General features: G+C 65.3%; 21 protein-coding genes. 12 read left to right on the top strand and 9 right to left on the bottom strand.

The annotated features are described in order from the left end of the window. Nucleotides 1-195 precede the first annotated feature (195 nt). The 10 genes from IPP28_09680 (at nt 196) to IPP28_09725 (ending at nt 12,472) form a co-directional block, all read left to right on the top strand. Nucleotides 196-963 carry a hypothetical protein gene (locus IPP28_09680; protein MBL0041288.1) on the top strand — a complete coding sequence of 256 codons (768 nt, stop codon included), beginning with the start codon at nt 196-198 and terminating at the stop codon, nt 961-963. Then, the gene (locus IPP28_09685) at nt 960-1,730 is read left to right on the top strand and encodes a hypothetical protein (protein ID MBL0041289.1); all 771 of its coding nucleotides are present in this window, start codon (nt 960-962) and stop codon (nt 1,728-1,730) included. Before IPP28_09680 ends, IPP28_09685 begins: the two co-directional genes overlap by 4 nt. Beyond that, nucleotides 1,727-3,610 (top strand): hypothetical protein, encoded by a 1,884-nt coding sequence (locus IPP28_09690; protein ID MBL0041290.1) that lies wholly within the window; start codon nt 1,727-1,729, stop codon nt 3,608-3,610. The genes IPP28_09685 and IPP28_09690 overlap by 4 nt, the downstream gene beginning before the upstream one ends. A 133-nt stretch (nt 3,611-3,743) precedes the next feature. Further along, complete coding sequence (locus IPP28_09695) at nt 3,744-4,004, top strand: type II toxin-antitoxin system prevent-host-death family antitoxin (GenBank protein MBL0041291.1); 261 nt, start codon at nt 3,744-3,746, stop codon at nt 4,002-4,004. Further along, on the top strand, nt 3,992-4,417 hold the full coding sequence (locus IPP28_09700) for a PIN domain-containing protein (GenBank protein ID MBL0041292.1): 426 nt from the start codon (nt 3,992-3,994) through the stop codon (nt 4,415-4,417). The genes IPP28_09695 and IPP28_09700 overlap by 13 nt, the downstream gene beginning before the upstream one ends. After that, complete coding sequence (locus IPP28_09705; protein ID MBL0041293.1) at nt 4,414-6,264, top strand: hypothetical protein; 1,851 nt, start codon at nt 4,414-4,416, stop codon at nt 6,262-6,264. The genes IPP28_09700 and IPP28_09705 overlap by 4 nt, the downstream gene beginning before the upstream one ends. Next, nucleotides 6,261-8,330: a hypothetical protein gene (locus IPP28_09710; protein ID MBL0041294.1), complete on the top strand. Its 2,070-nt coding sequence runs from the start codon at nt 6,261-6,263 to the stop codon at nt 8,328-8,330. The genes IPP28_09705 and IPP28_09710 overlap by 4 nt, the downstream gene beginning before the upstream one ends. After that, a complete protein-coding gene (locus IPP28_09715; protein MBL0041295.1) occupies nt 8,327-10,180 on the top strand; it encodes a hypothetical protein in 1,854 nt (617 codons plus the stop codon). Before IPP28_09710 ends, IPP28_09715 begins: the two co-directional genes overlap by 4 nt. Beyond that, the gene (locus tag IPP28_09720) at nt 10,167-10,568 is read left to right on the top strand and encodes a hypothetical protein (protein ID MBL0041296.1); all 402 of its coding nucleotides are present in this window, start codon (nt 10,167-10,169) and stop codon (nt 10,566-10,568) included. Before IPP28_09715 ends, IPP28_09720 begins: the two co-directional genes overlap by 14 nt. A 44-nt stretch (nt 10,569-10,612) precedes the next feature. Further along, the gene (locus tag IPP28_09725) at nt 10,613-12,472 is read left to right on the top strand and encodes a hypothetical protein (protein MBL0041297.1); all 1,860 of its coding nucleotides are present in this window, start codon (nt 10,613-10,615) and stop codon (nt 12,470-12,472) included. Between the two features lie 68 nt (nt 12,473-12,540). On the opposite strand, the gene IPP28_09730 is transcribed toward IPP28_09725, so the two are convergent. The 6 genes from IPP28_09730 to mgtE all read right to left on the bottom strand — a co-directional run bounded on the left by IPP28_09730 (nt 12,541) and on the right by mgtE (nt 17,509). Continuing rightward, the gene (locus IPP28_09730; protein MBL0041298.1) at nt 12,541-12,960 is read right to left on the bottom strand and encodes a hypothetical protein; all 420 of its coding nucleotides are present in this window, start codon (nt 12,958-12,960) and stop codon (nt 12,541-12,543) included. Between the two features lie 73 nt (nt 12,961-13,033). Further along, nucleotides 13,034-13,567: a sigma-70 family RNA polymerase sigma factor gene (locus IPP28_09735; protein ID MBL0041299.1), complete on the bottom strand. Its 534-nt coding sequence runs from the start codon at nt 13,565-13,567 to the stop codon at nt 13,034-13,036. Beyond that, nucleotides 13,564-14,343 carry an N-formylglutamate deformylase gene (hutG, locus tag IPP28_09740; protein ID MBL0041300.1) on the bottom strand — a complete coding sequence of 260 codons (780 nt, stop codon included), beginning with the start codon at nt 14,341-14,343 and terminating at the stop codon, nt 13,564-13,566. Before hutG ends, IPP28_09735 begins: the two co-directional genes overlap by 4 nt. Nucleotides 14,344-14,364: 21 nt before the next feature. Beyond that, nucleotides 14,365-14,835 (bottom strand): DUF1456 family protein, encoded by a 471-nt coding sequence (locus IPP28_09745; protein MBL0041301.1) that lies wholly within the window; start codon nt 14,833-14,835, stop codon nt 14,365-14,367. Nucleotides 14,836-14,897: 62 nt separating this feature from the next. Beyond that, nucleotides 14,898-16,154: an FAD-dependent oxidoreductase gene (locus IPP28_09750; GenBank protein ID MBL0041302.1), complete on the bottom strand. Its 1,257-nt coding sequence runs from the start codon at nt 16,152-16,154 to the stop codon at nt 14,898-14,900. After that, entirely contained in the window at nt 16,151-17,509 is a 1,359-nt protein-coding gene (gene mgtE / locus IPP28_09755) for a magnesium transporter (GenBank protein ID MBL0041303.1), read from the bottom strand. Before mgtE ends, IPP28_09750 begins: the two co-directional genes overlap by 4 nt. A 148-nt stretch (nt 17,510-17,657) precedes the next feature. Between mgtE and IPP28_09760 the strand changes: the two genes are divergently transcribed. After that, nucleotides 17,658-19,424: a response regulator gene (locus tag IPP28_09760; protein ID MBL0041304.1), complete on the top strand. Its 1,767-nt coding sequence runs from the start codon at nt 17,658-17,660 to the stop codon at nt 19,422-19,424. Here the strand turns inward: IPP28_09760 and IPP28_09765 are convergent. Then, nucleotides 19,421-20,809 carry an MBL fold metallo-hydrolase gene (locus IPP28_09765; GenBank protein ID MBL0041305.1) on the bottom strand — a complete coding sequence of 463 codons (1,389 nt, stop codon included), beginning with the start codon at nt 20,807-20,809 and terminating at the stop codon, nt 19,421-19,423. The genes IPP28_09760 and IPP28_09765 overlap by 4 nt on opposite strands. 128 nt (nt 20,810-20,937) lie before the next feature. On the opposite strand from IPP28_09765, the gene IPP28_09770 reads away from it, so the two are divergent. Next, entirely contained in the window at nt 20,938-22,965 is a 2,028-nt protein-coding gene (locus IPP28_09770; GenBank protein ID MBL0041306.1) for a M13 family metallopeptidase, read from the top strand. On the opposite strand, the gene IPP28_09775 is transcribed toward IPP28_09770, so the two are convergent. Both IPP28_09775 and IPP28_09780 read right to left on the bottom strand, forming a co-directional pair. After that, on the bottom strand, nt 22,955-23,863 hold the full coding sequence (locus tag IPP28_09775) for an AEC family transporter (protein ID MBL0041307.1): 909 nt from the start codon (nt 23,861-23,863) through the stop codon (nt 22,955-22,957). The two genes, IPP28_09770 and IPP28_09775, sit on opposite strands and share 11 nt — an antisense overlap. Before the next feature lie 34 nt (nt 23,864-23,897). Next, complete coding sequence (locus tag IPP28_09780) at nt 23,898-25,013, bottom strand: inorganic phosphate transporter (protein MBL0041308.1); 1,116 nt, start codon at nt 25,011-25,013, stop codon at nt 23,898-23,900. Between the last annotated feature and the right edge of the window lie 6 nt (nt 25,014-25,019).

Genomic DNA, 25,019 nt, shown 5'->3' on the forward strand with positions numbered 1-25,019 from the left:
GCACCGTGCGTTGAGGAATGGAACTCGATTTCAGCGCCAACGCCTTCCGGGCGGAGCTTTTCAGGGCGCTTTGGCGAGCACGCAAAGACATCGCCGATCTGGCATCAGTCGAACAATCGCCCGACACTTGCGCATCGCTCAATCCGAATTGGAGCGCGAGCTTGGCACCATCGCGCATTCCCAAGGGGCTGCGCCATGATCATGCGCCGTCTCGCGCAATCGCTGAAGGAACAGAACTGGACCGCGATCTGCATCGAGTTCGTGTTGCTCGTGCTCGGCGTGTTTCTTGGCATCCAGGCGGCGAACTGGAACGAGGCGCGGGCGCTCGATGCGCTCGAACGTGATCATCTGCGCAACCTGAAAGCAGAGATCGAGAAGGACATCGAAGTCACCCACTCCCGGAGGGTGTTCTACAGCGATGTGAACGCCGCCGGCGAGCGTGCGTTGGCATTCCTGGAAGCCGATCGACCCTGCGCCGAGGACCAGTGCTGGCGACTGCTCGTCGATTTCTTTCACGCATCGCAATGGATCGATGTCGGCGTCACGCAGACGACGTATGCCGAGATGCGCCGCATCGGATTGCCGCGCACACGCGCGGTGGCCCTCGTGCTTGAGCGCTATTACGCGCAGTTCGCCAGCATCAACAGCATTTCCAATGAACGGCCGGCGTATCGACTGCTGGCGCGGGGGCTGATCCCGGCGCATGCGCAACAGGCGATGTGGGCCGACTGTCATGAAGGCGTTGGCGGTGAAGAGACCTTCAACAACCGCTGCCCGGCCGGCATTCCGCAGGAACAGGCGGCGCGTGCGGTGGAGGCGCTCCGCGCGCACGTCGACATCAAGCCGACCCTCACGCAATGGACGTCCACGATCGTGCCAATCGTGAAATACCTTGGCGATCCGAATGGCGAGGCCAGCAAGGCGATTGCTGCCATCGATCGGGAATTGGGAGCGGCGCCATGATCCTGCGCCGCTTCGCGCAAGCATTGAAAGAGCAGAACTGGACCAGCATCGCGATCGAGTTCGTGTTGCTCGTGCTGGGTGTTTTTCTCGGCATCCAGGTGGCGAACTGGAACGAGGCGCGGGTCGAGGATGCGAAGGCGCGGGCCTACCTGGCGCGTGTGCATGGCAACTTCGCGTCGGACCTGCAGTCGATCGAGCGTCGCGAGATTTTCTGGCGGCAGGTGATCGATCACGGCAAGCACGCCATCCGCTACGCCGAAACCGGCGAGTTGGTCGACGGTTCCGCGTGGAAAACGGTGCTGGCGTTCTATCAGGCCAGCCAGCTCTGGCAATGGGTCACCGCGGATTCGACCTACCAGGAAATGCGCAGCGGCGGCGAACTGGGCCTGATCCGCGACCAGCGCCTGCGCGATGCCATGTCGAGTTATTACCTCGAGAACGGTTCGGGCACCGCCTACCTGTTCGCCATGCAACCGGAATACCGCAAGATCGTGCGCGGACTGACCCCACAGATCGTCGCCGACCACATCTGGACACAGTGCTGGCTGCAGCCGAGCCCGACCGAACAGCAACTGCCTGATTGCGATTCGCCGATCTCCGAAGCCGAAGCGCAAGCCGTGCTCGACGGCTACCTGAAAGACGCGACACTCTTGCCGGAACTGCGTTTCTGGGTGGCCAACCAGGGCGTGGCCCTGAACGTGATCGGCAACTACAAACCGATCTTGCAGAGCATGATGGCGCGCGAGCAATCGGAGACGGCACGATGAACTTCCTCGCCGAACTGCGCCGCCGCAACGTCATCCGCATGGCCGGGCTGTATCTGGTCGGTGCGTGGCTGGTCACGCAAGTCGCGGCGACCCTGCTGCCGGTGTTCGAGGCACCGGGCTGGGTGATGAAGGCGCTGGTTGCGTTGCTGGCGATCGGCTTCGTCGCGGCGCTGGTGTTCGCCTGGGTGTTCGAGATGACGCCGGAAGGCTTGAAGCGCGATACCGAAGTCCCCGCCGCCGAATCGATCGCGCCGCAGACGGCGCGGCGCATGGATCGCATGCTGTTGCTGGTGATGGGATTGGCGCTCGGCTACTTCGCGTTCGACAAGTTCGTGCTCGCGCCGAAGCGTGAGGCGGCGTCAATCGTCAGTGCCACCGAACAGGCGAAGGCCGAAGCGCCCGTGGCGGCACCGGCCGTCATCGGCCACAAATCGATCGCGGTGCTGCCGTTCGTCAGCATGTCGAGCGCGGTGGACGACGAGTTCTTCGCCGACGGTCTTTCCGAGGAAATCCTGAATTCGCTGGCACGCATCGATGGCATGCAGGTAGTCGGGCGTACGTCCTCGTTCCAGTTCAAGGGCAAGAATGAAGACCTGCGCAGCATCGGCGGAAAACTCGGCGTCGCCAGCGTGCTCGAGGGCAGCGTTCGCCGCGGCGGCGAACGCGCGCGCATCACCGCGCAGCTGATCCGCACCAGCGACGGCATCCATCTGTGGTCGCAAACCTACGACCGCACGCTTCAGGACACGCTGGCGGTGCAACTCGACATCGCCGAGAACGTGGCCGCCACGCTCAATGTGCTGCTCGACGACGAGCAGCGCGAGACCATGCGCAAGGCCGGCGTCGGCAATGTCGATGCCTTCATCCACTATCAGAAAGGATGGAAGGTCTATCTCGAAGCGCACCGTGACACGAAGATCGGCTTGCTCGAAAGCCTGCGCCTGGCGAACGCGGAGTTCGACCAGGCCATCGCGCTGGAACCGAATTACGCGATGGCGCATTACGCCAAGGCCGACCTTTACGAACACACGCTGATCGACGACAACACCAGCGTCGCCGAACGGAAGGACGCCCAACGCGCCGTCCTGCAAACGCTGGAGCGTGCCGCTGCCACCGGCCCCGATGCGCAGAGCCGCGAGTTCGCGTTGGCCGAGCGACAGATGCTCAGCGACGATTGGCGCGGCATCGCCGACCGGCTGTCGAATGCGCTGACGCAGCCGGGCTGCAGTGCGCCGAACTGGATGCCGGTATTCGCCAGCGCATTCGGGTATGGCGAAGCACTCGAGCCCGTGTTGCAGCGCGCGACGGTCTGCGATCCCCTGAACTCGATCAACTGGAACACGCGTGGATGGGTAGCACGTGCCATCGGCAAACCCGAGCGCATCCAGATCGTCCATGCACAGTGGCGCACTTACGCGCCGACGACGGCGCGCAGGGCACAGGAATTCCTCGCTCTGGCCATGCTGGGTCGTCTGGATGAGGTGGCGAAACTGCCAGCATCACTGAACGGCCTGAGTGCGAGTGACTATGGCACGGCGATGCAGGTGGCCAGGCTGCGCGGTCTCGATCGTGCACAGGCGCGTGCATGGATCGGCCCGGGCAACCGCAATGACGACAAGAACCGGCAGTGGCAGATCGTGGAACTGGTCGAAGCAGCGCTGTACGGCGACCGTGCGGCGGCCAATCGCTACGCGACGCTGCTCGATGCGCGCCCGGCCGGCGGCTTGCTGCTCGCCATCGCAGTGACGTATTGCGGCTGCGGCGCGCCGTTCGATCTGGAAGCGACACCCAACTTCAAGGCGCGACTGGCCGAGTCCGGGCTGTCCTGGCCGCCGCCAGTGGCGATTCGGTATCCGCCGCTGAGGGAAGCCGCGCCATGAGCTCCCTCGCCGAACTGCGCCGCCGCAATGTCATCCGCAATGCTGGGGTGCTTCGAATCGTGTCGCGACGGGTGGTGCTGCAACGCCCGACGCCAGCGTTGACGCTATTCCGTACAGTCCGTACAGTACTGGCATGAAAGCGCGCCGCAAGACTGATTCGAAGGGGGCCGAGGAAGCGCGGCAGCAACTGCCGGCGATCCTCGCTGCGGCCGCCGCAGGGCACAGCACCATCATCACGCGTCACGGTCGCGCCGTCGCCGCGGTGGTGCCCGCGATCGCGTTGCAGCAACGCAAGCCGGCGTCCTTGCTGGTGCTGGCCGGCAGCGGTCGCGGTTTGTGGGGCAAGGACAGCGGAAAGACGGTTGCGAAGCTGCGCGACGAATGGAATCGCTAGACGCGAGCGCACTTCCCGAGGGCGCACTGTTGCTGGTCGACAGCGCGCCGATCATCTACACGCTCGAGGGCCACGGCAAATTCGCTGCGCGTTTCGCGCCGCTGTTCGCGCGCCACGCAAATGGCGAGATCCAGCTCGCGGTCACCACCGTCACGATCGCCGAGGTCTTGACCGGTCCGCTCAAGGCAGGCGAAGAAGCACTGGCCAGACGCTACCGCGCGGTCATGGAAGCGTGGCACGTCGTCGAACTCGGCGTCGACATCGCCGAGAGCGCCGCACGCCTGCGCGGCAGCTATGGCCTCAAGCTGCCGGATGCGATCCAGCTCGCCAGCGCGCTGGCCATCAATGCCGATGCACTGGTGACCCATGACCGCGACTTCGCGAACGTCAGCGGGTTGCGAGTCCTCGCATGAGTTTCCTCGCCGAACTCAGACGCCGCAACGTCATTCGCATGGCCGGGTTGTACCTGGTCGGGGCGTGGCTGATCACGCAGGTTGCGGCGACCCTGCTGCCGGTGTTCGACGCGCCGACGTGGGTCATGAAGGCGCTGGTTGCGTTGCTGGCGATCGGATTCTTCGCGGCGCTCGTATTCGCTTGGGTGTTCGAATGGACGCCGCAAGGCTTGAAGCGCGATGGCGAGGTCGCGCCTGATCCATCCATCGCGCCGCAGACGGCGCGGCGGATGGATCGCACGATCATCATGGTGCTGGCTTTGGCGCTGGCCTATTTCGGTTTCGACAAGTTCGTGATGGCGCCTCAGCGCAACGCTGCGTCGGCCGAAACGACGGCGGTCGCGCCGACTGCGAGCGAGCACTCCATCGCCGTGCTGCCGTTCGCGAACATGAGCGGCAAGGCCGACGAGGAGTATTTTTCCGACGGCATGACCGAAGAGCTGTTGAACGTGCTCGCGAAGGTCCCGCGATTGCAGGTGGTCGCGCGCACCTCGGTGTTCCAGTTCAAGGGCAAGTCGGGCGACGTGCGCGAGATCGGTCGCGCACTCGGCGTCGGCCATATCATCGAAGGCAGCGTCCGGCGCGATGGCGATCAGGTGCGTATCACCGCACAGTTGATCCGCGTGGCCGACGGCTTCCATGTCTGGTCGGAATCCTACGATCGCAAGCTCGACAGCGTGTTCGCGCTGCAGGACGAGATCGCGGCGCGCATCGGCGCAGCGCTGAAGGTGTCGTTGGGCGTCGATGCACCGGGCGCGGGGCGTGCCGCAATCGATCCGGCCGCCTACGACGAATATCTGAAGGGCCGCGCGCTGCTGCGCGCACGCACGGACGTGCCTGCGGCGATCGCGTACTTCCAGGCGGCGACGCAGAAGGCACCGGGACTCGCAGCCGCCTGGTCGTCGTTGTCGCTGGCCTGTGAGGCCTGGCACGCGAACAATAAACTGACGCCGGCGCAACTGCAGCAGAGCCTCGCGTGCGAAGCAGACGCAGCGCAGCGCGCGGTCGAACTGGAGCCGAATGCCGCAGCCAGCGAACATGCGCTGGCCAACATGGCGCGGGCACGCCTGAAGTTCTCGGACGCCGAACGTCACTACTTGCGCGCCATCGAGCTTGATCCAGGCTACCCGGACGCGCTCGAGGACTATGCCGAATTGCTGTTCATGGTCGGCCGAGTGGAAGAGTCCAGCCGCGAGACCGACAAGCTCGTGAAACTCGATCCGCTCTTCATCATCGCTTGGGTACGGATGCGCGATGTGGTGATCGCCCAGGACCGCCGTGCCGACATCGCCAAGCTCACGCCAATGTTGCGCAGCAAGTTTCCCGACAGCACGCTCGGCTGGTACTTGCCCTATTCGTCCGCGCTGGCGCACGGTCGTGTGGGAGAAGCGCGCGCCGCATTGGCCGAACTGAAACCCATCAAACCCGAGCAGATCCAGGCGCACGAGCTCCTGCTCGCCTGGGCGCTGCGCGAGCCTGGCGTCGATGAAGCCGGGGTCGCGACCGTGCTTGGCGGAGAAACCCTCGTCGGGCAGACGTTCTATTACATCCTGCGCGGGGACGTTGCTGCTCACGGGCGCTTTGTCGAGGAGATCGGCGTCTCAGGGAAGCAGTACTACTTTGCCCGGCTTCATATGAGCATGCCGGCGGGTCACGCCATGCTGCGCGATCCGCTGGTGAAGGCGAAGCTGGTCGAATACGGCTTCGTCGCGTACTGGCGCGAAAAGGGCTGGCCACCGATCTGCAGGTCGTTGGGCGACAGCGATTTCGAATGCGGCGTCGATGCGCAAGGAACTGGCCATCCATGAGCTTTCTCGCCGAACTGCGCCGCCCGCACGTCATCCGCAGGGCCGGGTTGTACCTGGTCGGGGCGTGGTTGGTCACCCAGGTCGCGGCCACGGTGTTGCCGCTGTTCGACGCACCGGAATGGATGGCGCGCAGTGTGGTCGTGTTGCTCGCGATCGGGTTCGTGCCGGCGCTGGTCATCGCCTGGGTGTTCGAGTTGACGCCGGAAGGTTTGAAGCGCGATGCGGAAGTTGCACCTGGGCAGTCGATCGCACCACAGACCGCGCGCCGCATGGATCGCATGCTGCTGTTGGTGATGGCCTTGGCGCTCGGCTATTTCGCTTTTGACAAGTTCGTACTGTCCGCGCGTCCGCAAGCACCCGTCGCTGCGGCGGATAGCCCCGCCCTGCCAGCCGCGACGACCACAACCGGCAAGGACATCGTCCGCGGCGTCGCAGTCTTGCCGTTCGACAACTTGAGTCCGGACCCTGACAACGCCTTCTTCGCCGGTGGAATCCACGAAGAAGTGTTGACCAAGCTCTCGCGCATCGGCGAGCTGCGCGTGATTTCGCGCACCTCGATGGAACGCATCGCGAAGGAAGGGCTCGAAGTCAGCGCGATCAGCCAGCGACTCGGCGTCAGCCATGTGCTCGAAGGCAGCGTGCGCCGCGCCGGGGATCAGGTCCGGGTCACCGTGCAGCTGATCGATGCGGCGACCGACAATCATGTCTGGGCAGAGAATTACGACCGCAAGCTCGACGATGTGTTCGCGATCCAGAGCGAGATCGCCATCGCGATTGCCGGGCAACTCGAAATCTCGCTGAGCCCGAAGGTGCAAGCAAACCTGGGCGACCGGCCGACGAAAAACCAGGTGGCCTATGATTTGTACTTGCGCGCGATTGAAGAACGCCGGGTATGGCGCGGCGCGGCCACTTTCCCGGTGATGATTGCCTTGCTCGAACCCGCAGTCGCGGCGGATCCCGATTTCCTTCAGGCGCGCATGCGGCTGGCCGATGCCTATGGACGCATGTATTGGTTCGGCGAAGACCCGGACAACCGCTTCGTCGACCTGGCCCGCAACCTGGTCGCCGACATCGAGCAGCGCTGGCCAGGCCGCCCCGACAGTCTGCTCGCGCAAGCGCAACTGCTGTACAACGTGGACCGGAACTACGCGGCGGCGCTGGAGAAGTTCCGCGCGGCCGAAATGGAGTTGCCTGGCAACACAGAGGTGCTCCGAGGCATTTCCAGCAGCTTGAAGCGACTCGGTCGCAACGAGGAATTCCTGGTGGCTACCCGCCGCTTGCATGCGCTGGATCCGGAAGTCCCGGTGACCTACACCGAGACCATGTTCGCGCTGCATGCGCTGGGTCGCTATGACGAGGAGATCGCCCTGGGTGAACAGGCAGTACGCAAGTTTCCCGAAGACGAGTCCAATGCGTACTGGCTCGCAGCGGCGAAGTTGAACCAGCGCGGCGACATCAACGCGATGCTGGATTACGGACGTCGCTTCAGCTCGCACTCCGAGCCCAATGCACCCGGCATGGTCGCCATGGCCCGATTCGTCACCGGCGACATCGAAGGCGCGCTCGCCGTGCGTGCCGAGCGTCGCGGCGCCAATCCGATCACGAATGCCAGACTCGATGCCGAACAAGCCGACTTGTTGCAACTGGTCGGACGAAGCAGCGAGGCGCAGGCACTCGCAGCGCGCGCCTTTGACGTGGTCAAGGCCGCGATCGCCGAGGGCCGACCGGCACCACGCGGACAGGTGGCAGCGTGGTATGCGGACGCAGGCGCCATTGCCGCGCTCGCAGGCGATCGCGAAATGGCCGCCGGCTGGGCGCGCGAGGCCAACGCCGCACCGGTTGCCAGTCTAGAAGAGCAAACCAGGTTGGCCGAATACCTGGCCGACCTGTGGCGGTTCCTGGGCGACCCCGAAGCCGCCTGGCGCAGCAAGGCAACGACCATCGATGCGCTCAACGGTACCCCTCGAGGCACACTGCGCGCCTTCAAGTCCTACTACGACAAGCTCTACGGCCAGTCGCCGAGCTATCGCGCATACATGGCCAGCCTCGTTGCGGAGAAGCAATGAGCTTCCTCGCCGAACTGCGCCGCCGCAACGTGATCCGCATGGCCGGGCTGTACCTGGTCGGGGCGTGGTTGGTCACCCAGGTCGCGGCCACGGTGTTGCCGCTGTTCGACGCACCGGAATGGATGGCGCGCAGTGTGGTCGTGTTGCTCGCGATCGGGTTCGTGCCGGCACTGGTCATCGCCTGGGTGTTCGAATTGACGCCGGAAGGTTTGAAGCGCGACGCCGACGTCGATCCTGCGGTGTCGATCGCGCCGCAGACCGGCAAGCGCATGGACCGGATGATCGTCGCTGGCCTCGTCGCGGTGATCGCGTTGATGGCGATCGAGCGGATCTGGTTCGCACAGCCGGATGCCGCTGCGGCAGCGACATCGACGGTCGCTGCGCCGGCGCAGGTCGAAGCGACCGTGAACCCGAAATCGATCGCCGTGCTCGCGTTCGCGAACATGAGCGCCGACAAGGAAAACGAGTATTTCTCCGATGGTGTCGCGGAGGAGATCCTGAATGCGCTGGCGCAGGTGCGCGACCTCAAGGTGGCCGGGCGCACGTCGTCGTTCTACTTCAAGGGCCGCAACGAACCGCTGTCGACGATCGGAACTGCGCTCGGTGTCGCGCACGTGCTCGAAGGCTCGGTGCGCAAACAGGGCCAGCGCCTGCGCATCACCGCGCAGTTGATCCGCGTCAGCGACGGCTTCCACCTGTGGTCGGAGACGTTCGATGGCAACGACGCCGACATCTTCGCGTTGCAGGAAAGCATCGCGCGGCGCGTCACCAGCGAATTGAAGGTGGCATTGAACGCAGGACCGCAGGTTCGCCTGGTCAATGTCGGCACTGACAACGCGGATGCGTATGCGCTGTATCTGCAAGCCAGCGCCACGTTCAACCGGCGCGATTCGGCGCGCTTCCCCGAGGCCATGGCGCAACTCGAACAAGCCACCACGCTCGACCCGGACTTCGCCCGCGCCTACGCTCGCCTGGCGTCCTTGTACGGGGTGGCGCTGAATTCCGACACCGTGGCGTTCGAAGCGGCCCTCGACGCTGTCGAGGAATTCGCCGGGCGCGCGTCGCAACTCGACCCGTCGCTTGGCGAACCGCACGCGGCGCTCGGTCTGAAGTATCGGTACCAGCGCAAGCTTCGCGAAGGCGGCGCCGCCTTCAAGCGCGCACTGGCACTGGAGCCGGACGACGTGACCGCGAATTTCTGGTGGGCGATCACGCTGACGCAATCCGGTTATCGGACGCAGGGCATTGCCGCGCTCGACCGCACCTTGCAGCTCGACCCGCTGCTGCCCAATGCGTTGTTTTGGCGTGCAAGAGAGCATCTGGCCGACGGCGAACTCGCGCAGGCCGAACGTCTGTTGCGCCGCGCGGCCGAAGGCGGACATTCATTTGTCGGCATGGCCCAGTGGCAACTCGAGCGCGCGCGCGGCAATACCGCGGCGGCCATCGCCGCCATGGCGGACGGCCTCGAATACTTTTCGAGTGCGTATCCGGCCGGGACAACACAGTTGTTCGCGCGCGCCTGCTTCGGCGACGCCGAGGCCAAGTCCCAGGCGCTTGCCCGGATCGATGCCCATCTCGCGACCCGACCGTCGCACATCAGCGGTGTCTCGGCGTACTTCCTGATCCATGCGGGCGAACCCGCGCGCGCCCTTGCGCTGCTGCAGGATCGACCGACCACCAACGACGGCCTGGTCATGGGTGAATTGTTCGGTGCACCGTTGGCGGAGGTCCGGCGACTGCCCGAATTCGCCGAGTTCTTGCGCCGGTTTGGCCTAGCCTCGTATTGGGACGAGGTCGGCCCGCCGGATCAATGCCACAAGGATGCACGGGGCGACTATGTCTGCGAGTGACGCCAATTTGAGCGACTCGTCCTGCAACGTCGATACCGCGCTGATTGAAGCCATGCGCGCGACGCCGGACGCCCCGAAGGGCGATGCCGGCGGCATCGGCCTGCCGGCACTCGCCTATGCCAATGCCGGCGAGAAGGACGAAGCGCGCGAACTGCTGGAGGAGTTGCTCGATCGCGATGCGCGTGGCGAGCATGTCGTCGAGTACCGCATCGCCGCCGTCTACGAAGTCCTCGGCGAGCGCGACCTCGCGCTGCATGGGTTGGAAACGTCCGTCGACGACCGCGGCGGCATCAATGAATGGTTGCGCTGGCTGAATCGCGACCCGGTCTGGACGGCGATGCTCGGGGATCGCCGTTTCAAGGACATCCAACGACGTGCAGGCTGGTAAAAGATGACACCCGGATTGATCGCCATCTGCGAGACCTTCACCCGATGAGTCTTTTCGCCGAACTCAAGCGTCGCAACGTCATCCGCATGGCCGGGCTGTATCTGGTCGGGGCGTGGCTGATCGTGCAGGTGGCGGCGACGTTGCTGCCGGTGTTCGAGGCGCCGGGCTGGGTGATGAAGTCGCTGGTCGCGTTGCTGGCGATCGGCTTCGTCGCGGCGCTGGTGTTCGCTTGGGTGTTCGAACTCACGCCGGACGGCTTGAAGCGCGACGCCGAGGTCGCGCCGGAGCAATCCATCGCGCCACAAACCGCACGGCGAATGGATCGCATGCTGTTGCTGGTGATGACGCTGGCGCTCGGCTACTTCGCATTCGACAAGTTCGTGCTTGCGCCGCAGCGCGAACCGGCGAGTGGGACCGCGGCCGCGCAGGGGGGCGACACGAAATCGGCGGCGGCCGACGAGAAATCGATCGCGGTGCTGCCCTTCGACGATCTCAGCCCGGAGAAGAATCAAGGCTACTTCTCCGACGGCATTGCCGAGGAACTGCTGAATGCGTTGGCACAAGTGCAGGGACTGAAGGTCGCAGGGCGTGCGTCGTCGTCGTATTACAAGGACCGCAGCACGTCGTTGGCCGACATCGGACAGGCACTCGCGGTCGCAACGGTGCTCGAAGGTGCGGTGCGCAAGCAGGGAGACCGCGTCCGCATCAGCGCGCGCCTGACCCGGATCCGTGACAGCCAGCTGCTGTGGTCCGAGAACTACGATGGCGACCTGCAGGATGTCTTTGCGCTGCAGGAGCGTATCGCCCGCAGCATCGCCGAGCGCATGCGGCTGTTGCTCAGCGATCGCCAGAACACGCAACTGGTCGACGCCGGCACCACGAATCCCGAGGCCTACCAGCTGTACCTGCAGGCGAGTTCGATTTTCAATCGGCGCGACCGCACCCGCTTCGTCGATGCCATAGCCGCCCTGAAGCGCGCGGTGGAACTCGATCCGAAGTACGCGCGTGCATTCGCGCGGCTGGCGTCGATGCACGTAGTCCTCGCGTCCTACACCGACGCGGATCTGAACGAAGCACATGCCCAGGTCATGCGTTATGCCGCCGAGGCGCTGGCACTCGATGCGGCGATGGCGGAGGCATGGGCCGCGCGCGGCGCGACGCTGGACAAGTTTTCCGACACGCTGGTGGAGAGCCGCGACGCCTTCGAGCAGGCGATGCGGATCAACCCGAACGACCCCACGGCCAGCTTCTGGTACGGGCTCAACTTGCTGACCAAGGGCTATCGCCGCCAAGGCACGGCGCAGGTCGAGCATGCGCTGGCGCTCGATCCGATGATGCCCAATGTCCTGCGCTGGCGCGGCATGTTGTATCTGCAGGACGGGGACATCGCGCTCGCCGAACCGCTGTTGCAGCGCGCCTACGACCTCGGCCTCGCGAATACCGCGAACGCGCTGTCGGAAATCGCGATGCTGCACGGCGATGCCGCGACCTCCGAGCGCCTGTGGGTCGCCGGCAGCATGGGGCTCGATTACGGCATGAGCTCGGAGGAATTGCTGGCCGTGCACCGCGGCGTGTTCGGCGATGCCGCGGCCAGGCAAGCCGGCGTCGAGGCGCTGCAGCCCGTGCTTGCACGGATGGGATCGAAGAAAGCACTGCCGACCCTGCCGCTGTACCTGTTTCGACTGGGTGCACCGGCCCAGGGACTCGACGTCATCCGTCATCGCGAAATGGGCGAGCGCATCGACTCGATGATCTGGATCTGGACGCGCCAGGGCGCGCCGATCCGCGCCTTGCCCGAATTCGCCGATTTCCTGAGAGCCTTCCACCTGCCTGAACTCTGGGACAAATATGGGACGCCCGACCTGTGCCGGAAAGCAGCGAACGGCGAATGGTCCTGCGAATGAATCGACGAACCGAAAATGACGAACCCGGCGCAGGGCCGGGTTCGTGACTGCGGAGCATTGCACCGGGATCAGCTGTCGAAACCGCCGCCGAACAGTTCGTCGCTGTCGTCGTTGTGGGCGACCGAATCATCGAAGTCGCCACCGAACACCACGTCGTCGGTCGCTAGTTGCGGCATCGGCACCATGTGCGGCGCGAGCGCGGGTTCGCTGATGCGCCAGGCGGCCACGGCCAGCAGCGAGATCGCGCAGGCTGCGAAGACCGGCGGCAAGGTCGCGACCTTGAACCATTCGGCGAGACGCTCACCCAGACTCGGGCGGCGCAGCACCGACAGATCATCAGCCAGGGCCTGTGACCAGTCCGACGTCGCCATGGCGACACGCGCTGCGATCGCCTGTTCCGACGACGCGGCCAGGCCGGTGACAACCGCTTCCTGGCGCGCACCCAAGGACTCGCCGTTGGCCAAGGCCAGCAGTTCGTCGGTGCTCACCCGCAAGTCGGCGTCCGGGGCAGGGCGCGGGTCGCATCGCGGTACAGGGTCTTCAGATTGAGCTTGTTCATCGTCAGTCCTCGATCACGTCCGCGCCGAGTTCGCGCAGTCGGGTTTTCAGTTCCTCGATGCCGCGGTAGCACAATTGCTGTGCCGCCGTGACACTGGCGCCGGTCATCCGGGCCACTTCGTCTGCGGTGAAGCCCTGCAGGGCCAGCTGGACCGGGAGCCGCCGGCGTTCCGGCAATTCCGCGATGCAGCGCAGCAGCAGGTCCGACCATTGGCCCCGACCGGCCTGCGCTTCCGGCCGCAAGGGACTGGAAACGCTGGGATCGAAGCCGGCCTCGTCCTTGTCCTCGATCGATTCGGCGTGCCGGACCTGGGCCCGGCGTACCGCATCGACCACGGTCGTGACGACCACCTTCTGGATATAAGACGCAGCGGCGACCAGATTCTTGTCACTCTCCAGCGCTTTCCACAGTTTGATACGGACTTCCTGCTCGATATCGTCCGGGTCCAGGCCCTGGTCGCGGCTGCAATGCACCTCGATCAGCACGCGCAGGCGCTTGCCGTGTTTCTCCAGCAGGGCCTTGAGGGCATCACTCATGCCAGGGCGGCGGCCAGCAGGGCGCGCAGGACCGGCTGGACCTGTCCGGCTAGATCGTTCCGATAGGCGAAGCTGTCCTCGTCCATGTAGCAACTTTGCGCCATTTCGAGTTGCACGGCTTCGATGCCGCGCGCCGGATCGGCGTAATGACGGGTGATGTAGCCGCCCTTGAAGCGGCCGTTGATCACGTGCGTGTGGCGTGACTGGCCATCGAGCACCGTGCGCAGGCGCGCGGTCAGGGCAGGGCTGGCGGACGCGCCATCGGCGGTTCCGATGTTGAGATCCGACAGACGGCCATCAAAGAACATCGGCACGACGGATCGGATCGAATGCGCCTCCCACAGGATGACGCGGCCGTGTTTGGCATGGACGCGTGCGATCTCGGCCGTCAGTGCGTCGTGGTAGGGACGCCAATAGGTCTCGACACGCGCCTGGATCTCGTCCGCATCGGGTTCGAGGCCCGCGCGATAGACCGGTTCGCCGTCAAACCGGAGCGTCGGCACCAGGCCGGTTTCGCGCCGACCGGGATACAGCGCGATGCCATCCGGCGGTCGATTCAGATCGACGACGTAGCGCGAATGCGAGGGCACCAGCATCGATGCACCGAGCTCATCGCGCGCGAATTCGTACAGTTGGCTGATATGCCAGTCGGTATCCGGCGCGACTCGCGCGCGTGCCGTCATGCGCGCAGCCATCGCGTCCGGGATGAAGCTGCCGTCATGCGGGCAACTGATGATCAGCGGCGAGTGGCCGCGATGCAGGGTGACGATCTCCATGCCGGACATTGTCGCAACCACTCAGCCGGCGCGCACCATGATCGTCAATCCCTTGAGGAAATTGCGCAGGATCTGGTCGCCGCAGGCGCGATAGTTGCGGTGGTCGGCTTGACGGAAGAAGGCCGATAGTTCGGGCTTCGACACCGGGAAGCCGACCTCCTCGAAGGCCTGGTGCATGTCCGCGTCCTGCAGTTCGAATGCGACCCGGAGCTTCTTCAGCACGATGTTGTTGGTGATGCGCTTCTCGACCGGACGCGGTGCTTGGCCGGGCGCTGGACCGCGGCGATGGATGACCAGTCCATCGAGGAAATGGGCGAGCACGGCATCGCTGCATTCGACAAAGCCGGGCTCGTCTTCCTTGCTCAGGAATGCTTGCACCTCGGTCTTGTCGAGGGCGAGATCGGGCTTGGACAGCCGGGCGATGTCGATCACGTGCTGGTCGCTCAGGTCGAGCATGTAGCGGATGCTGCGCAGTACGTCGTTGTGGATCATGCGGATTCCGGAAGGGTCAATGCGTCATCGTAGCGGATGCGTTGCGCATCGCTCCGGCCGGCTCAGAGGGCGAGGCGCGCAGGCCGGTAGGGGCGCGCATCGATCGCGGTCTCGTTGCCGAGCATCTGCGCCGCCAGCAGTTCGGCGGTGGCGTTGGACATGCTCATCCCGAGCATGCCGTGGCCGGTGGCGAGCCAGAGACCTTGCACGCGGGTCGACGCGCCGATGATCGGCAGGTCGTCGGTGGTCATCGGGCGCCAGCCCCACCATTCCTCCACACATTCAGATCCGATCGGTTGATGCAGGAACTCGCTCGCGCCGCGCACCAGCGCATCGAGGCGCACGCGGTTCAGCGTGTCGTCGTAGCCGGCGAATTCCATCGTGCTGCCGAGGCGGAAACCGGAGTCCCAGGTCGTCACGCAGACACGCGGCTCGGCCAGCATCAGGGGTCGCTGCGGGGCGCGCTGCGGACGCGAGTAGGTGATCGAATAGCCTTTGCCGGGCTGGATCGGGAGGCGTAGACCGAGATCTCGCGCGATCAGTGGCGACCACGCACCGCCGGCCAACACCACCTCGCGCGCGGCGATGCGTTCGCCAGTCGCGTGCACGGCATCGATGCGATCGCCGCTGCGATCAAAGCCGGTGACTGCCGTCTGTTCGCGTATCGTCACGCCGGCCGCGCGCGTGCGCGCCGCGAGTTCGGCGACGTAGCGGTCGGGGCGGATGTGGGCGTCATTCGGCCAATACAGGCCACCGGCGACGCCCGGCTTCAACGCCGGTTCCTCGCGCTCGACGCGCGTGCCGGCCCAGTGTTCGACCTGCACGCCGTGTGCGCGCAGGACATCGAGTTCGACACTCGCGGCATCGAGCGCGCGCTGCGTGCGAAACACCTGCAGCTCGCCGGCATGGCCGAATTCGCAGGCGATGCCTTCGTCGCGGATGAAAGCTTCGATCAGGTCGCGCGAGCGATTCAGCAGTGCCGCCTTGGCCGGTGCGACGCGGGCGACCTGGGCATGCGTGCAATTCAGCGCGAAGCGGGCGATCCAGGCGATCCGGGCCGGGTCCAGCGTCGGCGCGATGCGCAGCGGCGCGTCGGGTCTCAGCAACCAGCGCAGGCCCTGCGCGATCACGCCGGGTTGCGCCAGCGGCAGCGCGTGCGAAGGCGTGATCGTGCCGCAATTGCCATGCGAGGCGCCGGCACCGACCGCGCCGCGTTCGAGCACGGTCACGCTGCGACCGCCGCGGGCCAATGCGAGCGCGCAACTCAGCCCGATGACGCCGCCGCCGATGACCAGCACATCGGGCGCCGATGCCGTCACAGCAGGAACACCGTGCCGAGGCCGAGGAAGGCGAGGAAGCCCATGACGTCGGTGACCGTGGTCAGGATCACGCCGCCGGCCAGTGCCGGATCGAAGCCCAGTCGTTTCAGCGTCATCGGTACCACGACACCGGCGCTCGCTGCCGACAGCAGGTTGATCGTCAAGGCGCTGGCGATGACCAGAGACAGGGCCGGATCGCGGAACCACAGCCAGACGATGACCCCGAGCAACAGCCCGAGGACGATGCCGTTCATCAAGGCCACGCGCAATTCCTTCCACAGCAGGGCCGCGACGTTCGACGCGCTGACCTGGCCGAGTGCGAGGCCGCGGATCATCAGGGCCAGCACCTGGGTGCCGGCATTGCCGCCCATGCCCGCCACGATCGGCATCAGGATCGCGAGTGCGACGATCTTTTCGATCGTGCCCTCGAAACGTCCGACCACGCTGGCGGCAAGGAATGCAGTGGCGAGGTTGATGCCAAGCCAGACCAGACGCCGGCGCACCGCGCGCGGCACCGGGCTGAACAAGTCTTCTTCTTCGTCGAGGCCGGCGGCGCTCATCACCTGGTGTTCGGCCTGATAACGAATGATGTCGACGACATCGTCGATGGTGATGCGCCCGAGCAGGACATTGTTCTCGTCGACCACCGGCGCGGTGATCCAGTCGTGGTCGGCGAAGATGCGTGCGACCGCCTCGCTCGACGTGTCGACGGTCACCGCCGACTGGGTGTCGTCGAGCAATTCGTTGATCGGCGTTTCCGGTTGTGCGGTGATCAGCCGCGACAGCGCAACCCGGCCGAGATACTGGTTGCGGCGGCTGGTGACGTAGAGGTGATCGGTGTGGTCCGGCAGTTCGCCGCGCAGGCGCAGGTAGCGCAGCACCACATCGACGCTGACGTCCGGTCGGACGGTCACGGCGTCCGGGTTCATCAGGCGGCCGGCGCTGTCCTCGGGGTAGGAGAGCGCCTGCTCCAGTCGGTCGCGGTCGCTGCGATCGAGCGACCGCAGCACGGTATCGGTGACCGTGTCCGGCAGGTCGTCGAACAGATCGGCGAGGTCGTCGATGTCCAGCGATTCCGCGGCGGCGACGATCTCGTCCTCGTCCATGTCCCTGAGCAAGCTGCCGCGCACTTCCTCGCCGACGTGGACCAGCACCTCGCCATCGTCTTCGGCATCGACCAGACCCCAGACCATCAGGCGCTTGGCGGGCGGCAGCGATTCCAGCAAGTTGCCGATTTCGGCGGGCGTCAGCGCATTGACCAGACGCCGCACCGGTCCGAGGCGGCCCGAATCCAGCGCCTGCGACAGCGTCTTCATCTGGCGCGCCGCCTTGTCGATTTGAGCGAGTTCAGCCATGGCGCGCTCCGGGCGGGGTTCGAAACCGCCTCAACATTCGAGAAAAAGTCCCGTGATTATCGCGGCTTGGCGCAAATATGTCTTGTGCCGGTTGAAGTCGGAATCAGGGCGCTATCGCAGCCATGTTACGCGGTGTCACAATGTCCGGATGCATGGGGCCCAGACTTCGGTTGAGGACGGCAACGAATCCGCCACACGCGAGCGTGCGCTGGAACAGGCGGTGTTGCGCGAATGTCTGGACACGATCGCGCGCGCGAATCAGCGCGGCGTCGCCCTGACCCTGGTGTTGGCACCGATCGCGGCATGGCGTCTGAGCGACCATGCGCCGGCGCGACAATTCTGGATCTGGGCGGCGGTCATGGTGGCGCTTGCGCTGCTCCGCGCCTTGATCGGGCGCTGGTACTTGCGGCATCCGCCGGTGGCCGATCGCCTGGCGGCCTGGCAAGCACGGTTCATGATCGTGGCTGGCAGTGTCGGTCTGGGCTGGAGCGCACTGGCCTGGCCGGTCTTCGGCATGGGCGACGACGTGCGCTTGCTGGTGTTCTGCGTGCTGACGGCGATTGCCGCGATCGGCTTGTTCAGCTACCACGCGATGGCCGAGGCCTTCGCGGCTTTCCTGCTGCCGATCGTCGGCTCGATGCTGGTGGCGGTGGCCGCAGGGCGGGTCGCGCTGGCACAAGAGGTCGCGATCATGGTGCCGCTGTTCGGCGTCATCATGGTGGTCGGTTCGCGTCTGCTCAGCGCCAATGTCGCCGACGTGATCCGCGCCCGCTGGCGCGCTGACGAGCTCAGTCGCGCGGCGCGTTCGGCCAGCGAATCGAAGTCGCGCTTCCTGGCCAGCATGAGCCACGAAATCCGGACGCCGATCAACGGCATGATGGGCATGGCCGAGTTGCTGGCGAACGCGAATCTGCAGGCGCCCCACGATCATTACGCCCGTTCGGTGCTGGGTGCCGGCGCCAGTCTGCTCGCCGTGGTCGACGACGTGCTCGACTTCGCCAAGATCCAGGCTAGCCAACTGACGCTTCGGGCTGCGCCCTGCGACGTGCCGACGTGGATCGAGCGCGTGGTGCAACCGTATTCAACCCTGGCGGCGCAGCGCGGGCTCGAGTTCGTCACGTCGATCGATCCGACCCTGCCGCGGCGACTGGTCGTGGACGAGCACCGGCTGGCACAGGCGCTCGGCAACCTGTTGTCGAATGCGCTGAAGTTCACCGAACACGGCCATCTCGCGGTGACCTTGGCCCGCCAGGATGATGCGCACTGGGCGCTGCGCATTTCCGATTCCGGCATCGGCATCGGCGCCGGCGATCTGCGGCGCATCTTCGAGCCATTCACGCAAGTCGACGAGTCCTCGGGACGGCGCTACGGCGGTACCGGTCTCGGGTTGTCGATCGTCAGGCAGTTGATCGATCTGATGGGCGGCCAGATTCGCTGCGAGAGTCGACCCAATGCCGGCAGCAGCTTCATCATCACCCTGCCGATGGTCGTGGCCGACGCTGGCGACGCGGTCGAGGCTGTCGACGAACAGGTCGGCCACTTGCGCGGTCGCGTGCTGGTTGCGGAGGACAACGCGCTGAACCTGGAAATCACGCGCCTGTTTCTGGAGTCGATGGGACTGGAAGTCGTGAGCGCCGGCGACGGTGCCGAAGCGATCATGCGCTATCAATCGACGCAGCCGGACCTGATCCTGATGGACTGCGAGATGCCAGGCATCGACGGCCTGGAAGCGACCCGCCGCATTCGCGCCGACGCGCATCTCAAGCGCGTGCCGATCATCGCGCTCACCGCCCACGCCCTGCCCGAAGACCGCCAGGCCTGCCTCGATGCCGGCATGGACGACTACCTTTCCAAACCGGTCGACCGTTTGCGCCTGTACCGGGCGCTGCGACCGTGGTTGGGGGGGCAGCGCTAGAACACGACCGACTCGCCCGGCCGCGCCAAGTTCACGCTGGCGCCGAAGTCCTGGCGGAGTTTTTCGGCGAACACGGTGCGGGCCTTGTCTTCGCCGTGTACCAGCCAGACCGGCGGATGGTTCTTGATCGCGCCGTACCATTCGGCGAGGCCGGCCTGATCGGCGTGCGCGGAAAGTCCACCGACGGTATGCAGGGTGGCGTTGACCTTGATCTGTTCGCCGAAGATCTTGACGAACTTGGCGCCGTCGACGAGTTGCCGGCCAAGTGTGCCGGCGGCCTGATAGCCGGCGAAGATCACGTGGGTGGAGTTGCGCCAGAGCTGGTGTTTGAGGTGATGGCGGATGCGGCCGCCATTGCACATGCCGGAACCGGCGATGATGATCAGGCCGCTGCCGACGCGATTGAGCGCCATCGATTCCTGCAGGTTCGCGACCAATTGCAGGTTCGGCAAGCGGAACGGATGCACGCGGCCTTTCCAGACCCGCTTCGCTTCCTCATCGAACAGTTCCTGGTGGTCGTCATAGACCTTCACCACCTTGGTCGCCATCGGGCTGTCGAGCACGATGCGGAAGCGGTCCAGTCCCCATTCGTCGAAATGGCGCGCGAACTGATACAGGATTTCCTGGGTGCGCCCCACCGCGAAGGCCGGAATCAGGATATTGCCGCCCCGTTGGCCGACATCGCGGAAGATCTCGCCGAGTTCGGTCAGGGTGTTTGCGCGGTCGCGATGCAGGCGGTCGCCGTAGGTGCTTTCCAGCATCACCAGATCGGCGTCCTCGATCGTGCTCGGGTCGCGCAGGATCGGCGTGCCCTTGGGGCCGATGTCGCCGGAGAACACCAGCTTGCGGGTGCCATCGTCCTCGTCGGCCCACAGCTCGACGATCGCGGCGCCGATGATGTGGCCGGCATCGCGCAGGCGAAAGCGCAGGCCGGGAAACAGTTCGATGGTCTTGTCGTAGTCGACCGCCTTGAGCTGGTGCAGCACGTCCTCGACATCGCCTTCGTCGTAGAGCGGTTCCAGTGCCTTCAAGCCGCGACGCGCGCGGCGGCGGTTCTCGTACTCGACATCGGCACCGGCCAGACGCGCCGAGTCTTCGAGCATGATCTTCGACAAGTCCTTCGTCGCCCGCTGCGTGTACACCGGGCCGCGATAGCCGCGTTTGCGCAGCAGCGGCAAGCGCCCGACGTGGTCGATGTGCGCATGCGACAGGATCATCGCGTCGAGGGTGTTCAGATCGAAATCGAAACGGGCGGCGTTGCGCTTGTCCTCATCGCGACCCGACTGGATCATGCCGCAGTCGAGCAGGATGCGTCGACCCGCGGCCTCGACCAGGTGACAGGAACCGGTGACTTCGCCCGCAGCGCCGAAAAACGTCAGCTTCATGCCGTGCTCCTTGCGTTATGGCGGCAATGGGTTGAACCGTGTCCGCGCCGCAGTGTCGCGTGACCTTGGTCACTTTGGCAACGCGTCGGCTGCCGCTAACGTGGCGGTTCACCTGACCGGACCCTGCCATGACTTCCCGATTCCGACCGCTCGCCGCAGCGATCACGCTTGCACTGTCGTTCACCGTCACCGCCAAGTCGAACGAGCGCGGCCTCGACAAGGCCAATTTCGACCCATCGGTGGCGGCCTGCACCGATTTCTACCAGTTCGCGAACGGGAACTGGGAGAAGAACAATCCGATCCCCGATGCCTATTCGTCCTGGGGCATGATGAACGAGCTGTCGGAACGCAATCTTGCGGTCCTGCACCAGATTCTCGATGACGCCGCGAACGCGAAGGCCAAGCCGGGCTCGACCCAGCAGAAGATCGGCGACTTCTATGCCGCCGCGATGGACGAGGCGGGCATCGAGAAGGCCGGTTTCGATCCGCTCAAGCCCGACCTGGCGGAGATCGATGCGCTGAAGGACAGCGCCGGCCTGGTCGCACTGATCAACCGCTGGCATGCGAATGGCCTGAGTGTGCTGTTCGGCTTCGGCAAGGAAGCCGACCTGAAGAACTCGGCGATGAACATCGCCTACGCGACCCAGGGCGGACTCGGCATGCCGGATCGCGACTACTACACCAAGGACGACCCCGATTCGAAAGCGTTGCGCGACAAGTACGTGGCCCACGTCGAACGCATGCTGACGATGCTCGGCACCGATGCAACGCAGGCCAAGCGCGATGCAGACGCGATCATGGCGCTGGAAACGCGATTGGCGAAGGCGTCGCTCACCCAGCTTGAGCTGCGCGATCCGAACAAGAGCTACAACCTCGTTGCGCTCGATGTCGCGAACAAGGCGATGCCGCACTACGACTGGAACGCGCTGGTGGCTGCGATCGGCCGCAAGGACATTGCCACGTTCTCGTTCTCGCATCCGGCCTTCTTCGCCGAGATGGACAAGGCCCTGGCCGACACGCCAATCGCGACCTGGCAGGCGTACCTGCGCTGGCATCTGATCGATACCGCGGCGCCCTACCTGTCCAAGTCCTTCGTCGATGCCGATTTCGACTTCTCCGGCCGCACCCTGCGCGGCGCCAAGGAACTGCGCCCGCGCTGGAAGCGCGCGGTCGATGCGGTCAACGCGAACCTTGGCGAAGCGCTCGGCGAGCTGTTCGTCGCGAAGACCTTCCCGCCGGAAGCCAAGGCCGAGATGCTGACGCTGGTGCAGAACCTGCTGAAGGCACTGAAGCATCGCCTGCAGAACCTGGATTGGATGAGCGAAGCGACCAAGCAGGAAGCGATGGCCAAGTTCGCGACCTTCACCCCCAAGATCGGCTACCCGGCCCAGTGGCGCGACTACGCGAAGCTGGAGATCGGGAAGCAGCACTACTGGCGCAACGTGCGTGCCGGCATCACCTTCGAGACGAAGCGCCAGTTCGCGCAGATCGGCCAGCCGGTCGACAAGGCCGAGTGGGGCATGCTGCCGCAGACGGTGAATGCGTATTACAACCCGCTCGCCAACGAGATCGTGTTCCCGGCCGCGATCCTGCAGCCGCCGTTCTTCGACCTGAAGGCCGACGCGGCGCTGAACTACGGCGCCATCGGCGGCGTCATCGGCCACGAGATCATGCACGGCTTCGACGACCAGGGCAGCCAGTTCGACGCCAAGGGCAACTTGCGCATGTGGTGGACGGACGAAGACCGCGCCAAATTCAATGAGCGCACCGCGAAGCTGGTGAAGCAGTTCGACGGCTTCGTCGCGATCGACGATCTGCACGTCAATGGCAAACTGACGCTGGGCGAGAACATCGGCGACCTCGGCGGCCTCCTGATCGCTTACGACGCATGGCGCGCCGCCACCGAGAACCAGCGCCTGATGCCGATCGACGGTCTCACCCCGGACCAGCGCTTCTTCCACGGCTGGGCGCAGGGCTGGCGCCGCATGCACACCGAACAGGACCTCAAGCTGCGTCTGAACACCGACGTGCACGCCCCGGCCAAGTTCCGCGTGCTCGGCCCTTACGCCAACATCGATGCCTTCGCCACCGCATTCGACTGCAAGGCCGGCGACAAGATGGTCGCCAGGCCCGACGAGAAGGTCGTCATCTGGTAATCATCCAGGCCCACAGCGGCAGCGTGACGAGGGAAAGCACGCTGCCGTAGCCGACGATCGCTGCGGCGAGGCTCGGTGCAAGGCGGTGGGAGATGGCGAGTGCGCCGGCGGTGATCATCGGGGGCATGGCGGTTTCCAGCACCGACACGTCGGCGGCAAGGTCGTGGTGGCGCGTCAGCGCCATCAGGGCGAAGACGCAGCCGGGCAAGACGATCAGCTTGAGCAGCAGGCCGAACCCGAGCGGTGCCAGTTCGTCGCGCGGCAGGCGCAGTTTCAGGCTGAGGCCGACCGCGAGCACGGCGATCGGCAACAGGGTGTCGGACAGTTTCGCCAGCACATTCGCGAGCAGCGCCGGCGGTGCGGCCGGCATCAGCGTCAATGCGAAGGCGAGGGCGATGAAGGGCGGAAAGCGCAACAGCTTGCGCAACATCATCGTCGGCGTCGGGCGAGCATCGCCGCCGTAACGCGCGAGGATCCACAGGCCCCAGATGGTGAGAATCAGGAACGATCCGAACTGGTCGTAGATCACCGCGTAAGGCAGGGCATCGCGCCCAAGCAGCGCTTCGGTCAGCGGATAGCCGAGAAAGGACGTGTTGCCGAGCGGCACGCACAGCAGCAGCACGGCGCGCTCATCTTCGCGCAGCTGCAGTGCCCGGGCGATCGGCACGATCAGCGCCAGACTGAGACCGAGCACCAGCCACGGCACCAGCGCAACGCCGGCGATGGCCATGCCCAACTGCAGTTTCGGCACATGCTGAAGGATCGCCGCCGGCAGGCACAGGTAGAGCGCGAACTGGTTCAGGACCTCGGCGCTGTTGTCCGGGAACAGGCGCATGCGCGCGCAGCCGTAGCCGAGCGCGAGCATCAGCAGCACGAATAGCAGGGCGTCGACGCTCATCCGTGCCGACGCCCCCGTCCGCGTTCTGGCCGAATCAGCCGATCCAGCCCAGTGAGCGACCGATCAGCACCATGCCGTAGGCCAGTCCGCCGGCTGCGGGGATGGTCAGGATCCAGGCCCAGACGATGCGTTCGATGATGGTCCACTTCAATGCCTTCGGATTCTTCGCGAAGCCGACACCCATGATCGCGGTCGAGATGCTGTGCGTGGTCGAGACCGGCATGCCGAAATGCGCCGCGACGGTGAGGATGGTTGCAGAACTGGTTTCGGCGGCGAAACCGTCGATCGGATGCAGTTTCACCATCTTGTGCCCGAGCGTCTTGATGATGCGCCAGCCGCCGGCGGCGGTGCCGAGGGCCATCACGATGGCACAGGCGAACACGATCCAGGTGTCGATGTCGCCTTCCTGGCCATTCGGGTGCAGGAAGGACAGCCACGTCGGCAGATCGTTCAACGTACCCGAGGCTTCGGCGCCGAAAATCGCCAGCGCGATGATGCCCATGGTCTTCTGCGCATCATTGGTGCCGTGAGCGAAGCCCATGTAGGCGGCGCTCGCGATCTGCGCCTTGCCGAAGATCGCATTGACCCAGCGCGGACGCGAAACCCGGGCCATCCAGCCGCCGGCGCCGTTCATCGTGCTGATCACCGCCATGAACGTGCCCATGATCAGGATGCCGAGCGTGAATCCGGCGACCGGCGACGAGATCATCGGCATCACGACTTTCCACAGGATGCCCTTGTTCTGGGTCCAGTCGCCTGCGGTCTGCGACCAGATCAGCGCACCGAAATCGCCGTGCGCGGCCGCAACCGCGGCACCGCAGAGGCCGCCGACCAGCGCGTGGCTGGACGAGGACGGCAGGCCCAGCCACCAGGTGATCAGGTTCCAGATGATGCCGCCGGTGAGCGCGCAGATCAGCACGCCCGAGCCGACCGCCACCACATTGGTGTCGATCAGTCCGGACGAAATCGTCTTGGCCACGGCGGTTCCGGCAAGGGCGCCCAGCAGGTTCATGCCGGCCGCGAGGACGACCGCCTGGCGCGGCGTCAGCACCTTGGTCGCGACGACGGTCGCGATCGAATTCGCGGTGTCGTGGAAACCGTTGATGTATTCGAAGATCAGGGCGACCGCGATGACGGCCAGCAAGATCAGGAGGGC

The organism is Lysobacterales bacterium, from assembly GCA_016721845.1.
Taxonomy (GTDB): domain Bacteria; phylum Pseudomonadota; class Gammaproteobacteria; order Xanthomonadales; family Ahniellaceae; genus JADKHK01.

Bases quoted from the DNA above. Each gene is read 5' to 3' on its own strand.
- IPP28_09680 (MBL0041288.1), top strand. From the start codon at position 196: ATGATCATGCGCCGTCTCGCGCAATCGCTGAAGGAACAGAACTGGACC.
- IPP28_09685 (MBL0041289.1), top strand. From the start codon at position 960: ATGATCCTGCGCCGCTTCGCGCAAGCATTGAAAGAGCAGAACTGGACC.
- IPP28_09690 (MBL0041290.1), top strand. From the start codon at position 1,727: ATGAACTTCCTCGCCGAACTGCGCCGCCGCAACGTCATCCGCATGGCC.
- IPP28_09695 (MBL0041291.1), top strand. From the start codon at position 3,744: ATGAAAGCGCGCCGCAAGACTGATTCGAAGGGGGCCGAGGAAGCGCGG.
- IPP28_09700 (MBL0041292.1), top strand. From the start codon at position 3,992: ATGGAATCGCTAGACGCGAGCGCACTTCCCGAGGGCGCACTGTTGCTG.
- IPP28_09705 (MBL0041293.1), top strand. From the start codon at position 4,414: ATGAGTTTCCTCGCCGAACTCAGACGCCGCAACGTCATTCGCATGGCC.
- IPP28_09710 (MBL0041294.1), top strand. From the start codon at position 6,261: ATGAGCTTTCTCGCCGAACTGCGCCGCCCGCACGTCATCCGCAGGGCC.
- IPP28_09715 (MBL0041295.1), top strand. From the start codon at position 8,327: ATGAGCTTCCTCGCCGAACTGCGCCGCCGCAACGTGATCCGCATGGCC.
- IPP28_09720 (MBL0041296.1), top strand. From the start codon at position 10,167: ATGTCTGCGAGTGACGCCAATTTGAGCGACTCGTCCTGCAACGTCGAT.
- IPP28_09725 (MBL0041297.1), top strand. From the start codon at position 10,613: ATGAGTCTTTTCGCCGAACTCAAGCGTCGCAACGTCATCCGCATGGCC.
- IPP28_09735 (MBL0041299.1), bottom strand. From the start codon at position 13,567: ATGAGTGATGCCCTCAAGGCCCTGCTGGAGAAACACGGCAAGCGCCTG.
- hutG (MBL0041300.1), bottom strand. From the start codon at position 14,343: ATGGAGATCGTCACCCTGCATCGCGGCCACTCGCCGCTGATCATCAGT.
- IPP28_09745 (MBL0041301.1), bottom strand. From the start codon at position 14,835: ATGATCCACAACGACGTACTGCGCAGCATCCGCTACATGCTCGACCTG.
- mgtE (MBL0041303.1), bottom strand. From the start codon at position 17,509: ATGGCTGAACTCGCTCAAATCGACAAGGCGGCGCGCCAGATGAAGACG.
- IPP28_09760 (MBL0041304.1), top strand. From the start codon at position 17,658: ATGCATGGGGCCCAGACTTCGGTTGAGGACGGCAACGAATCCGCCACA.
- IPP28_09765 (MBL0041305.1), bottom strand. From the start codon at position 20,809: ATGAAGCTGACGTTTTTCGGCGCTGCGGGCGAAGTCACCGGTTCCTGT.
- IPP28_09770 (MBL0041306.1), top strand. From the start codon at position 20,938: ATGACTTCCCGATTCCGACCGCTCGCCGCAGCGATCACGCTTGCACTG.
- IPP28_09775 (MBL0041307.1), bottom strand. From the start codon at position 23,863: ATGAGCGTCGACGCCCTGCTATTCGTGCTGCTGATGCTCGCGCTCGGC.